Origin of the sequence: Streptomyces sp. NPDC088197 (assembly GCF_044741185.1) — a bacterium.
Lineage (GTDB): Bacteria > Actinomycetota > Actinomycetes > Streptomycetales > Streptomycetaceae > Actinacidiphila.
Genome location: NZ_JBIUSD010000025.1, coordinates 17,032 through 29,536, shown reverse-complemented (window position 1 = coordinate 29,536; position 12,505 = coordinate 17,032). Strand labels below are relative to the sequence as shown.

General features: G+C 69.8%; 13 protein-coding genes. 5 read left to right on the top strand and 8 right to left on the bottom strand.

Translation table 11 applies throughout. From position 1 onward, the window contains the following. Positions 1-4: 4 nt before the first annotated feature. Positions 5-655 (bottom strand): HAD hydrolase-like protein, encoded by a 651-nt coding sequence (locus ACIOC1_RS34105; RefSeq protein WP_391052650.1) that lies wholly within the window; start codon positions 653-655, stop codon positions 5-7. A gap of 1,253 nt (positions 656-1,908) precedes the next feature. On the opposite strand from ACIOC1_RS34105, the gene ACIOC1_RS34100 reads away from it, so the two are divergent. From ACIOC1_RS34100 to ACIOC1_RS34090, 3 genes are all read left to right on the top strand, one after another. Then, positions 1,909-3,462, top strand: coding sequence for a transcriptional regulator (locus ACIOC1_RS34100; protein WP_401858270.1), 1,554 nt, complete (start codon positions 1,909-1,911; stop codon positions 3,460-3,462). A 101-nt stretch (positions 3,463-3,563) separates the two neighbouring features. Beyond that, positions 3,564-3,869: a DUF6247 family protein gene (locus ACIOC1_RS34095; protein WP_391052645.1), complete on the top strand. Its 306-nt coding sequence runs from the start codon at positions 3,564-3,566 to the stop codon at positions 3,867-3,869. Further along, positions 3,866-4,126, top strand: coding sequence for a hypothetical protein (locus tag ACIOC1_RS34090; RefSeq protein ID WP_401858267.1), 261 nt, complete (start codon positions 3,866-3,868; stop codon positions 4,124-4,126). The genes ACIOC1_RS34095 and ACIOC1_RS34090 overlap by 4 nt, the downstream gene beginning before the upstream one ends. Positions 4,127-4,158: 32 nt before the next feature. On the opposite strand, the gene ACIOC1_RS34085 is transcribed toward ACIOC1_RS34090, so the two are convergent. The 7 genes from ACIOC1_RS34085 to ACIOC1_RS34055 all read right to left on the bottom strand — a co-directional run bounded on the left by ACIOC1_RS34085 (position 4,159) and on the right by ACIOC1_RS34055 (position 9,344). Continuing rightward, positions 4,159-4,659 carry a hypothetical protein gene (locus ACIOC1_RS34085; protein ID WP_391052640.1) on the bottom strand — a complete coding sequence of 167 codons (501 nt, stop codon included), beginning with the start codon at positions 4,657-4,659 and terminating at the stop codon, positions 4,159-4,161. A 265-nt stretch (positions 4,660-4,924) separates the two neighbouring features. Then, positions 4,925-5,665, bottom strand: a complete 741-nt coding sequence (locus tag ACIOC1_RS34080) for a hypothetical protein (RefSeq protein WP_391052638.1) — start codon at positions 5,663-5,665, stop codon at positions 4,925-4,927. Positions 5,666-5,925: 260 nt separating this feature from the next. Further along, positions 5,926-6,555, bottom strand: coding sequence for a hypothetical protein (locus ACIOC1_RS34075; RefSeq protein WP_391052635.1), 630 nt, complete (start codon positions 6,553-6,555; stop codon positions 5,926-5,928). A 15-nt stretch (positions 6,556-6,570) separates the two neighbouring features. Then, positions 6,571-7,179: a sigma-70 family RNA polymerase sigma factor gene (locus tag ACIOC1_RS34070; RefSeq protein WP_391052633.1), complete on the bottom strand. Its 609-nt coding sequence runs from the start codon at positions 7,177-7,179 to the stop codon at positions 6,571-6,573. Positions 7,180-7,181: 2 nt separating this feature from the next. Further along, positions 7,182-7,493 (bottom strand): hypothetical protein, encoded by a 312-nt coding sequence (locus ACIOC1_RS34065; protein ID WP_391052630.1) that lies wholly within the window; start codon positions 7,491-7,493, stop codon positions 7,182-7,184. 569 nt (positions 7,494-8,062) lie between these two features. Next, positions 8,063-8,656, bottom strand: coding sequence for a hypothetical protein (locus tag ACIOC1_RS34060; protein WP_391052627.1), 594 nt, complete (start codon positions 8,654-8,656; stop codon positions 8,063-8,065). 73 nt (positions 8,657-8,729) lie between these two features. Then, the gene (locus tag ACIOC1_RS34055; RefSeq protein ID WP_391052624.1) at positions 8,730-9,344 is read right to left on the bottom strand and encodes a hypothetical protein; all 615 of its coding nucleotides are present in this window, start codon (positions 9,342-9,344) and stop codon (positions 8,730-8,732) included. 1,177 nt (positions 9,345-10,521) lie between these two features. Between ACIOC1_RS34055 and ACIOC1_RS34050 the strand changes: the two genes are divergently transcribed. Then, a complete protein-coding gene (locus ACIOC1_RS34050; RefSeq protein WP_391052622.1) occupies positions 10,522-11,499 on the top strand; it encodes a hypothetical protein in 978 nt (325 codons plus the stop codon). Next, positions 11,496-12,392, top strand: coding sequence for a hypothetical protein (locus tag ACIOC1_RS34045; RefSeq protein ID WP_391052620.1), 897 nt, complete (start codon positions 11,496-11,498; stop codon positions 12,390-12,392). Before ACIOC1_RS34050 ends, ACIOC1_RS34045 begins: the two co-directional genes overlap by 4 nt. The last annotated feature ends 113 nt before the right edge of the window (positions 12,393-12,505 follow it).

Here is a 12,505-nt window from a genome sequence, read left to right as displayed (position 1 = left end):
AGGGCTACTCCGGGCTGGTGGTGAGCAGGAAGTCGATGGCACCGATGACGTCGTCCACGGTCTGGTGCGGGGCGGGGACCTCGGGAGGCCATGGGCGGCCGCGCAGCCAGATGGTGCGCAGGCCAGCCTGGTGGCCGCCGCCGATGTCCGCGCTGGGGTTGTCGCCGATCATCCAGCCGCCGTCCGTCAGCCGTGTTCGGCAGCGCGTGGCAGCCAGGCGGAACAAGCGGCTGTCTGGTTTGCGGACTTCAAGGTCGCCGGAGACTGCGATGCCGTCGGCCAGTTTGGTAATGCCGGTGGCAGCGAGTTTGGCGCGCTGGATATCCGAGGCGCCGTTGGTGACGATGCCGATCGTCCAGTCGTCGGCGCGCAGGCGGGTCAGGCCCTCGAGCACGGCCGGGCGGCAGGTGACGGAAGCGGCCATCCGGTCGACGTAGTCCTGCCAGAGCTGGCCTGCGGATTCACTCAGCGCGAAGGTGCTGCAGAGTCGCGCGAAGTCGTCGGCGTAGGCCCGGTCTGCCAGTTCGGCCAGCAGCCAGTTCCGGATGTCCGGTCCGTACCGGTGATGAGCGCACAGACCCGTGACGGCGTCACCGAACGCCGCGCGGCGGTCGACCAGTGTGCCGTCCAGATCGAAGAGGGCAAGTCTCTGCACGCTGCGACCCTAGCGATCGCACCTTTTCGCTGGGCATCGTCGCTGCTCAGAGGGCCGATCGGTAGGGGTTTGCAAAGTAAATGCTTTGTATCCACCGCGGGCGTCTTGGGCTACGGTCCGGGCCTGCGGCCGCCCACCCACCTCGAGGTGTGTAGGCGAGCTGAAGCCCGGCGGCGTACGGTCGCCGTTCCCGGACGCGGAAGGGAGGCAGCAGACATGTTCGGCAACTTCGTCCCGTGTGGCGGAACGTGGCGGAAGGTCAGTGCGCGCCTGGCGGGATGGCAGGCGGGTGTTTGGCGCGGGCGGCCCATCGTGCCAGCTGCAGCCCCGAGGATGATCCGTATGTCTGCATGCCTGGTGACGACACGTCATGCCCCCGTGCACGCTGAGTGGTCGCCAACCGATAGGGTGACCCCGAACGTTGATCCACAGGAGAGTGGCCCCGTCGACCGGCTTGGGCAAGCCGGGAGGGGCCACAACGGCCAAGGACCTTTTGCGACGGGGTCCGAGGCCAGTGCCGAGCACCCTTATCCAGAGGAGGGCGCCGACGTGATCAGGGTACCCGTACCCGGCGCCGACGACACCGCACCCCGCCGTGGGGTCAGCAGCGATGCGCTGCTGACCCTTCGCCGGGGCGTTCGTGTTGCCCACACGCACGTCATCCCGGTCCGCACCTCTGCTGAGGGGGCCGGGATGACGTAGGTCTCGGGCGGCCTTGCGCCGCCGGGGTTCTGGCCTGCAAGACGATCCCCATCGTCTTGGGCTGAGCGCCCCATCTGCCACCGAAGGGTTGGGAAGCCCTCCGAAGGAATGTCCGTCCGGTTGCCGCCGGTCAGACGTTCGATCTTGGTTCTCACCGAACCGCACCACCCGCTGAGGCGGTGCCATTTTGCGTAGCCGTCTCCGTGAAGGAAGGCCGCTGCCATTTTGCACGTGCACGAGCAGGTGCGCCAGTTCTGGCGTGCGTGGAGTCCTCCGTTTCAGCCATCCGAGCGGCCCGAGCGGCCCGGGCACGGCTACACCGTGGCGTACATCACACGGCGTTGTGTCCCCGGGTCGGCCTGTGGAACTGATCGAAAGTCGTTCCTCCCTGCCGTCACACGGTCGGCGATTCCGGCACCTGTAGAAGACGTGAGCACCCCTTCGTCCACAGGCGGCCCCTGCGGGGCCTGCGTTCCGCGTCCTCTATCCACAGGTGACCTGGTCCACGGTCGCCGAATGACCTGTGTCCCGACGCCGGCCCGGGTGGACCGATGAGCACCGCGGCGGCGACGGCCGCTGTGCCGTCGCCGCGCTGTCCCGGCCTGCCGGTCGACGACGCGGTCGACGCGCTGCCGGAGCTCACGGAGCTGTTCGTACCGGAGGCTTCCCACTGGCTGTCGACGACGTCGTCGCGGCTGGCGATGGACGGCTACAGCTGGATGCAGGCGGTGCACTGGGTGGCGGGCAGCGGCCTGTACCAGCCGCGGCGTCACCACCGGTCCGGGCCGCGCTCGTTCGGTCCCACGACGGTGCGGGTTGCCCAGGAGCTGGCGAAGTTCGTCCAGTGCCGTCCCGGGATCGAGTTGCTGATGGCGCGCACGGGTCTGTGCAAGCGGTCGGTGGAGAACCACCTGCGGATGCTGCGGGAGACGGGCCTGCTGGTGTGGGTGTTCCAGGGGACCCGGGAGAAGGGCGGGGACCGGAAGGCGTCGGAGTTCGTGCTGATGATCCCGCCGGAGTTCGACGCGGCGCTGGGGATCCGCACGGTGCAGCGGTACGAGGCGGCGCCGGACTACACGCGGGCGATGGCCGGGATCGGCGAGGCGGGGCGCGAGCTGGTGGGGGCGCTGGGGAAGAAAGCGGCCCGGAAGGTCCGCAAGCCGAGGAAGAAGCCGTCCTCGAGGCGGTCGGCGAAGGCCGCGTCGGCGGCGTCGGCGCGGGGTGCGGTGGAGCGCGGGGAGCGGGGCCAGGAGCAGGTCGCCGAACGGGATTTGGGCCAGGGCCGTTGCACCCCAATGCAGGGTGGTACCTCAACTGTCTCCACTGCCGGTACTACCACTGATCCCTCTGAGAACAAGCTCGCCAGCGGGCAGCACAAGTCGTCTCACCCGAAGAAGGCCACGCGCGCGCCGAAGAAGCGCAACCGGGTCGGGCAGCGGTTCGTGCTGGCCGGGGAGCTGATGCGGCGGGTGCCGTGGCTGCGTACGGCCTCGAAGGCCCGGATCGCGTGGGTGGTCGGCGAGGTCTCCGACGCGGGCTGGACCGCCGATGACGTCCTGGCCGCCCTGGACCTGCGCCAGGAGCCGCCCGGCGGCGTGAAGCGCGCATCCGGGTTCCTCGCGGCCCGGATGCGCGGCATGGCCACCATGCCCGGCTGGACCACCAAGCAACAGCGCCAGGTACAGGTCGACCACCGCACCGCCGCCGTCGACGCCGCCCGCAAGGACCGCATCCAGCAGCTCCGTGACCAGCAAGAACGCACCGAGAACGCCTGGCAGAAGCCGCGCAGCGCCGCCGTGCAGCGTGAAGTCGACCAGCTGATCGAGCAGGCAGTGAGGCGACCCTCGTTGCCGGCCGACAACGAGCCGGGGCTGCCGGAGCTGACAGGGCTGGAAGACATGACCGCAACCGAGGCCGCGGGCATGCGCAAGGCGGCGGCCACGGAGCTGATGACCGGCAAGACGACGCTGATCGGCGCCGCCGTCCGGTACTGGGGGCCGGCGGTCGCGGAGAGCATCTACGGCAGTGACCTGGTCCAGCGGGCCCGGCAACTGGCCTTCATCACGTCGCTGAGCACCGTCGGCACCATCAGGGGGCACCAGTGACCAGCACCGGGCCCGGCAGCCAGGGCAGCGGATCTGCCGCATGCCTGCATCGGCAACGGCCCGGCGCGTACCGTGAGACGACGCCCCTCAAGGAGGCCCGGATGAGCGCGCAGCCCGACCACGCACCCGTTACGCCCTACGCCCCCGCCCCCGGGGCGCCAGCGGAGCTGCTTGCCCAACTGCGCGCGGACCGGCGCGCGGACCGATGGGTGCCGGCGTTCGAGCGGCAGTGGGCGGCCGCACTGGAGGAATCCCGCGCCACGTTCTCCCTGGCACCTCTGTACGAGGTCGTCCAGGACTGGCAGGCCCGCCTGGCCCACGCTCCGGCCGTCGACGCGTTCATCGCCTCCGGCTACGACGACAGCGACGCCATCGACATGGCGGAGCTGCGGGGAAGGCGCCGGTGACCCCACAGCCGTACGCGGTCCGCTTCTCAGCGCCGGCCGCGAAGGTTCTCGACAGCCTGCCCGAGCACGTCGAAGACACCGTGTGGGACGTCCTCGATGCCGCCGCCGGCGACCCGTGGGGCTTCCAGCAGTGGAACCGCGACGACCCCGAGGGCGACGACGTCCGCTACGCGGCTGTCGGCCAGCTCTCCCTCATCTACTGGGTCAACCGACCCCTACGCCGACTGACCGTCCTGAACATCGTCTGGCTCGGCTGACCCGGCCCGGCAGCATCCTGGCCAAGGGGGCCCTACCGGCTGCTGTCCTGCTCGGCGGCGGTCTGACGCTTGGCCGCGGCCAGCACCCGGTGGACGAGTTGGACGCGCTCGCGGTGCGGCACGGCCGACGTCGTCCCCTTGCGGATCACGCACCGCTTCTCCGGCGCGGCCTTGCAGCGCGGGCACGTCACCTTCGCCCACAGCTCAGCGTCTTCCTCGCCCGGCTGCCCGGGCCGGGCGGGGCTGGGCTCCGGCTTCGGGCAGTCGCCCGCGAGGTGCGCGGGCTTCCCACGTTCCGAGCGGCGCCGGACGTCTTTGTCGATCGGGTACCCGCACATCGCGCAGATGAGGGGGCCGCGTCGGCGCGCGGGCCGCCGGGAGGGCTGCGGCCTCTGTGCGGGAACCGTACTGCTGGTACCGTCGACGCGGGTGACCGTCACCTCCGACGCCGGCGGGACGTCGTAGGACGGCAGGCGCGGAGTCGCTGTGTGCGTCTGGCCCTTGCGGCCTCCGCGGCCGGGGCGGGTGGTCATGGCGGCAGCGTAGCGGCGGGGGGCCGCCAGACGGCGAGGCTGCGGCGCCGTACCGCCCGTACGGGCGACACCGCCCCGGGTGCCGCCCGCTGAGACTGCCGGTCAGCCCTCGTCCAGCTCGTCCAGGCCGCCGACGACGCCGACCACGGCCGCGTAGTGCACGGCGAGTTCGTCCGACACGATCTCGTCCAGCAGCTCGTCGTACTTCCCGTCGTCCTGCTCCGATCTTGCCGCACGCCTCCGGTCCGATCAGGGAGGCAGGCACTCACGGGCGCGGAGATCCGCCATCTGCCTCATCAGGCAGACCTGCTGCTTTTCGGGCATGGCGCAGGGCCTCCTCGATCAGGTCGGCCGCTTCGGTCCACTGCTCGTCGTTCCCGGTGCGCGGCACCCGTGCCGCACCGGCCAGTGCCCGCACCGCGGCCCGGGCCTCCTGCGCCCACAGGGTGGCCGGGCCGGTGAGGTCGGCGTCCATCGCCTCGCACTCGCAGCCTGGGAACGAGCACGCGTGGCCGGAGAGCGACCGGCCGGGGCAGCGCACCCAGTCGGAGAGCACATAGGGATCGTCCTGGCCGAGCACCACGGCGACCGCGGCGGCCAGCGGGCGGCCGTCGGGCAGTTCGCCGGCGCGAGCGAGAGCCGTTCCTGCCACCCACAGCACTTCCCGCGACTCGTCCCACGGATCACCGTCGTAGGCGCCGGCCAGCGCCCACGCTCTGTCAGCCTGTGCACGCAGGGCCTGCCGCTCGGCCTCGGAGAGGCGGTCGTGCTGGTACCAGATCAGCCCTTCCAGCCGCTCCGCCTCGTCGAGGTGGGGCGCTCGCCAACGCTCGGCGCGGAAGATGTCGTCCAGGCGGCTGGCCGCCCATCCGAACCCCGCGGTGCGGACCGCTGCGTAGAGCACTTCGGAGGGCCGCTGCGAGCGCCGTAGCGCGGCGGTGTAGTTCACGCCGGTGGCCTGCTGGATCTCACGGGCCCGCTGGGCGGCGGTGGAACGCTTGGGCATCGTCTGCCTTCCCGGACAACCCGCGCCTGTCCGTAGGCGATACTGCCGGTACGGAAGAGGCACGGATCTCGGAAGACCTTGGCCGAAGGGCTGACCCGGCGCGGGCGGGGTTCAGCACGGCGAGTGGCGTGCGTGGCTGCCGCATGAAACCTAGCAGGCCAGATGACCCCCTGCCGGGAGGGGAGTTGCGGCGTGTCGCCCGCTACCGCGCTGCGCACGATCGTGGTCGTGGCGTACATCGAGGTCTGATCCTCGTCTCCTCATCGGACGACCTGCTGTTCTATGCGGGATAGGCCGTGGACGAGGGCGGCGCGCCAGACCTCGCCGGGGGTGATGATCCTGGCGGCGAGGCGGTGGTATTCGGCGAGCGCGTCGGTGTCGCATCCGGGGCGGTGGGGCCGGTTGGGCCGGGCGTCGGGGTAGCGGTCTCTCCAGTCCGAGAGCAGTCCGACCTCCTTCCCGCATGCGGCCCAGCAGCCGGCCCGCACGGTCAGCACAAGATCAACGGGTAACCGGACACTGATCGCCGCGGGGCCCGCAGGATTCGGAGAGCCCGGCCACCGGCCTCGGGACTGCCGCGGCTGCGTCGGCCAGTCCTTGTTCCAGCCTCGGGTCTCGATCTCCTGGACGACCCCGCCGGTCACCAGGGCCTCGATGCTGTCCGCCAGCTCACCCGCTCGCCGCAGCCGGGCCTTTTCCTCCTCCCACAAGTCCCGGCGCGCCCTCGCCTCTCGTCCGGTGAGGCCGCGGGTGTTGGCGAGCTCGTGCGCACGGACCCGCTCGCGTTCCTTGGCGAAGTACGGCTTGAGCGCCGTGAGCGTGGTCCTCGTGGTGCTCGGCACCGAGATGGTCACGGGGATCTTGCCGACGTTGTTCCCCAGCGTGGTCATGTCGTCGGCCGCCGGCTACGCCTCGTCGGCGGCCGACGCCGCGTTGCCGTACATGCCGCGCAGGTTCGCAACGGCGAGGGCGGCGGTCTTGCGTACCGCGTCCGGGGTCAGGCCCAGCTCGGCGCCGACGTCGCTGGAGGTCCTGTTCTCCAGGTAGACCATGGTGATCACCTGGCGCTGACGGCGGGGAAGACCGGTGATCTTGATCAACAGCTCTTTGATGTTCTCGTTGCGGAGGACCACGGTCTCGGCAGACTCCGCCACGGCGTCCGTCGGCTCGAAAAGCTCGGGCGTGCTGACCGGCGTCTCCCGGCTGCGGGCCTGCCGACGCCACGAGTCGAACAGGGCGTTCCGGGCGCTGGTCAGCAGGAGGGCGCGAACGTTGCCGACCTCGTGGCCCCGGGCGTACTGCACGTACTTCCAGCCGACGTCGGCCAGCACGTCGTCGGCCTCGTGGTCGTTCAGGCCGCGGGAGCGCAGGTACTTCCGGATGACCCCCTGATGCAGGACGAACTCCCACCAACGGCGGTCGATCTGCTCGTTGCTGTCCGGCCCGGATGCGGACAGGGCTGTTGCCCCGTCCGCATCCGCAGACGGGGCAACAGGCCGGGCACCGGTGGGCACGGTTACCAGCCGAACGAGAGCTTGCGCTTGCCGTTCTTCCGCTTCAGCACCATCTTCTCGGGCATCAGCCCACGGAGCGCGCCCGCGAAGCGGTACGCCACGCCGTAGACCATCTCCGCGGCCAGCAGTGCGATCGCGACGGCGAGCGCGCGCTCCAGGGAGTTCTGCCAGTGCGCGTCACCGTGCACCACGCGCGTGACCTCGACCACGATGATCGTGATCTTGACCGTCCTTCGGCCGTGGCGCCGCCACGGGGTCGGCCGCTCCACACATTGCGCCACCTGCAAGGTGTGCGGACGCACCTTTTTCGCCATTACGTCTCCTATGTTGCGAATCACCCCTGCTGATCGGCGCCTTGCTGACACTGGGAAGAGCCGTTGCCGAGACCCGAGGGGTGTTGAGTGTCCGTCATAGTGCTCCACCGCCAGCGCTCCGTCACCTCGGGTGAGGGCAGCTGCCGGATGAGAGGCAAGTTTGAACCGTGCAGGCAGAGGAGCCGACGACTGGCAGGACAGCCGTACCGCGAGCGCCGGATCGTGACGTAGATGACACGACCGTGCTTCGCGAATCTGAACCGGGGTCCGCCGCCTTCGGCTCTTCCCAAAGCGGCAGCGGCGGACCCGGTAGGAGACGTATGGCGATACGTCTTCACTCCCATAGCCGTGCGCGGGGCCAAAATCAGGACATGCGTGTGGCGCACGTCACACCGCTGAACGAGGGCCTGTAGGGCCGCCTCCCGGGGCCATGCCGGAAAGGCTGCTGAAGCGGTACGGGGGCAGTCTGTACACGGCGGTGCGCCCGTGAGAGGAAGGTGCGGCGGAACAAATCTCTGGGCCGGGCTGCGGGGCCAGGCCTGCTGTCGCTCGGCGCAACCGGCGCCGGTCTACCGCTGTCTGGTGGTCAGCCGTACCGGAGCCAAGGTCGCCTCTTCCACAGGGAGACCGTGGCTACGGAGCATGCACCAGGTGTCCTCGAGCCGGGCGATGCCCACCCATATCTCAGGCGTCACGTGATGGACGTCCAGCTCGTAGCGACCCCAGCTGGCGGTCACCTCATGCGTGGTCCAGACGTCGGGACGCGTCTGTGTGAGCGCTGCCGCCACGGCACTCTCGAAATCCTCCCCGCCTGTGGTCAGGCCTCCGGCGGGAGATGTTCCGTGCGTATCGACCAAGATGTGGCGCACGGTGTTTTCCAGGGACTGTTGCCGGAACATCGCGAGGTCCGTCGTGTACTGGCGAGGCTGGCTGGCGACGACAAGCCGACGGCCGCTCTCGTCGGTATGGCTGATCGTGTAAGGAGGCGTCAGATGCTTCCAGAGGACAACGCCCCCGCGGCGGCTTCGTACGCGCTGGTTGAGGTGGCGTCGGCCGCTAAAGCCAGGTCCGAGTCCATAGACCACAGCCGGTTCATCCGAGTACGGCTTGCCGGTCATTGCCTGTTGTAACTGGCGGCGTCGTACCCACTTCGCGAAGACCATGAGATAACCGTAGCCCGCTCCCCCGTACCGGGGAAGCGGGCCGAATCCACCAGGCTAGACCGCGCACGCCAGTTCAGCTATGGACGGTAATGCAGGGCGTTCCGCCCTCGGAGCCGCCCCAGTAGTTGCACAGTTTGGTGCCGTCCTTCCATGAACGCGGCAAGTCGTCGAACCTTGATTGGTAACGGCCAGCGCCGTACCACGGCTGGTAAAGGACCTCCAGCACGGTCGTATTGACGATGTAGCTGGCTGGCACTGTCCCGGCGGCGCAGGAACAGAAATAGGCGTCCGTGGTCCAGTTGCTGACTGTGAGACCGGAGCCGGTGACTTCGATGCAGGTGGCGAAGGCGCTGCCTGTTGGATTGCATTTGCTGGCGCTGTTGGGCGAAACCGACGATTTGACGGCCGACTGAGAGACGCCGGGGAGGTCCTTGACGTGACCGACCAGGACGTACTCCGGGTAGTGCGTCCCCTGGGGCGGCTTGGGCAGAGACGGTGAGTCTCCCGGCACACGTGTGAGCGTCACCTGCTGGTTCCCTTCAATGTGGGTTCCAAGCTTGACGGAGGAGATCCACGAAAAGTCATCGGGCGAGGCATGGGCCGATGCCGGCCCACTCCATGCGAGAACAACCGCGAACGCGATCGTTAGCGCACCGAGGAGCTTCGAAATCCGAAAGCGTAAAGTCATGCGACTCCCTTCGGTCTATGGTGTCGAACAATAATATTCGCCCGACTTGGAGAGACGATTCTTGTCGAGCCGTCGGAACAGGAAAGCCAAGAACGCCACCTTGGCTGATTCTTTACTGCATATGACTCAAATCATCGCGGAATATTGCACTCCGAATGAAATGGGAATATTTCAGTCCGAGCGGAATTTTATATTTCGCTTCAGGTGACGTCTGCGCCGACCGGCATAACTGCAGGCCGGGGCCCAAGGCAGACCACACGCCGACGTTATGGAGCAGACGACGGGCGGGCGGCGTCGTGGGCCGACCGGCTCGCCGACGCTGCGGAGCAGGTGAGGGGCTGGAAGTGCGGGTGAAGGCGGTACGGGGCGCCGTGGTCTTCTCGGCCGGTGGCGCTGCCCCGCGTCCGGATTCGGTCCGTGAGGCGATCGGCGGGTCCGGCGAGTCGGGGTGGCCGGGACGGGTGCTGAACGGCCCCCGCCCGGACGGAGGCCGGGGCGGGAGCCGTGTGCGCCCGTTCCAGGATCTCGGCACGGTTCGGGCGCTGGTGCCCTTCCGAACCAGAAAGGGCGGCGGCTGTGGGGCCGTCGGGTCCATTGACGCGTGCCAGCGGGGGTGGTGCGGCGGGATCGGGCGTTTCTGCCCTCAAACGGGTACAAGGTGGCATCATCGGCGCCCGCCGACAGGGGAGTTGGGGTAGGGCCGCGGAACGTCGCCCCCTAATGTTCCGTGATCATGGATCTACGTGGAGTTATCGACCGGGCCCGGCCATGCTGGCGTCTGGTCCTCCGCCAGGCGATTCGGCACCGCCGCAGGAGGGACCCTCCGAACCGTCAGAAAGGCCCCTACCCCGATGCCCAGAAGGATGTGGTGGACCGTCGTCGCGACGACGACGGTCCTGGCGTGGAGTGTGGTGATGACCGCTCTCGGGCAGGGCGCCGCGCTCGTCGCGGTGATCCCTCCCCTGAGCCTGCTCCTGCAGCAGGTTCTCGCGAGCGGCGGCCGGGAGCCGGGGGCCCCGCCGGAGCCGCCCCCGCCCGGTGCGCCCGCGGCGGCCGGCGAGCCGCCCGCGGTCCCGCCCGCTCCGGCGGGCGGGACCGCCCCGCTCGAGCCGACCCTGCTGGCCCCGGTTCCCGGGCGCCGGTCCGTTCCGCGGGCCGGCGCTGACCGGGACGTGTGGTGACCGGCGGAAGGCCGGGGCCTAGCCTGGGGCCGATCGCCGGCCACGTCCGCGGGGCTCACCGCGCCTGGCTGGAGCCCGTCCGTACCCAGTTCGCCGCCAGCGGCCTGGCGGTCGGCGACGTCGCCCGGCAGGCCGGATACGCCAAGAGCAAGGTCAGCGAGCTCCTGCGGGGCGAAGGCCTGTATCCGACGTGGCTGTTAACGTCCAGCGTCGTGACCGTCCTGAGAATGCCCAGGACCCCGATGATGCGCCTGTGGCAGCAGGCCGCGGTCGAGGCGCACAAGGACCTCGCGTGGATCGAGAACTGCGTCAAGCAGGTCATGCGGATACCCGGCGAGGACGTCGCCCCGGTCGACCAGGCCGGCTTCATCGCCGACAGCGAACCGTCCTACATCCGCTACGGCTCGGTGTTCCTCGGCACGCCGATGGCCACGCTCGCGGTCCGCGAGACGAGCAACCTGCTGTGGCTGCGCTGGGACGAGATCCTCGGCAGCCCCGACCTGCACCGCACGGCCTGGCAGATCCTCCGGCACCGGGTGATGGCCCGCACCCCGCACACGGACGACCGTCCCGTGCTGAAGTCGGCCGCCCGGTACACCCGCGCCCTGCGGGAGGCGCGCGCCGCCTCCGACACCGCCGCCCAGCGCCGCCAGCTCGAGGAGTCCCTGGCCCTGTTCGAGGCGATCAGCCACCTGCCCGACGCCCAGATGGACGTCATCATCCTGCTCCACGCCTGCGGCATCGACGTTTCCACCACAGCCGACGTGCTCGGCGTCCCGCCCGCGATCGTCCGTTCCGACGAACTGCACGCCAAAAGGGCCCTGGCCTCGATGCTCGCCCTGCTCGCGCCCTCCAGCCCCGTCACACCCGGCGGTCCGGCCGGACCGGCCGGGCTGCTCGGGCGGACCTGGCCCCCGCCCCCGCCTCTGTTCGCCACCCAGACCCCGAACCACCCGGAAGGGACCTCCCTGTGAGCCCGACCCCCATCGACCGCATGCTCTCCCGCGCCCTGCTCGTTCCCGACCCCGACTTCCTCCCGTGCGACGTCACCGACCTGTTCGACACCGGATTCGACGAGACCGCCGCCGCCATCGACGCGGTCGACGGCATCATCAGCGAGCAGTCCGGCGGCAGCGAGGCCGACCCGCAGAGCCCCGCCGCCCTCCTGACGCAACTGTGCGAGGCCGTCGTCGCCCAGGACGCCGCGAACCTCGGCGAATGGGTCACCGAGCAACTGCCCGACAACGCCGCGGCCCGCGTCCTGGGCTGCATCCTCCACCTCGCTGACGCCACCTACGACGCCCGCCTGTGGTGGCAGTACGCCGCCGGTGACGACCGTGCCGCCTCCCACTGCCTGTACCTGTACCACCTGGCACGCGGCGAGAACGCCACGGCCGCGTCATGGCTCGGGCAGTACAAGCCGCACCCCGTCCCGGTACCCCGCCTCGAGCGGGCGGTGTCCCGCACAGCGGGCAAACTGCTCGCCGAAGACGCTGACACGAGCCTCCACACCCTGCTCCGGGTCCTGCGCGGTCTGCGCTCCGCCGGCGCGCTCGGCTACGGCTACGAACAGACCGCCGCCGTACTCGAGTTCGTGCCCGCCACCCTCGGAACCGGCCACCGGAGACCTGCCGACGACATCGGGCTGCCCCTGCCCAGCCCCTACTTCGCCGACCAGTTCATCTCACTGCTCGCCGCAGTCGGCGGAACCCGCCCCAGGACCCCGACCACCTCTATGCCCTCCGCGCGTCGGCACCCAGGCGCCCACCTGGATTCCACACTGGAGTCGGAGGGAATCGAGACGACCAGGACCTCTGCCCTGGAGGTGGAGCTACGGCCCCCGCCCGCGTGTGTGTCGCTCCCCTGACCGGCTCATTGGGTGAGAACCGACGTCTGCACGGTGGCTCCGGAAGGACTTCTGAGCGCCGTGCGCGCCGTACTCAACGGCCGTGGCGAGCACGGGGACCGGGCGTTACCCGG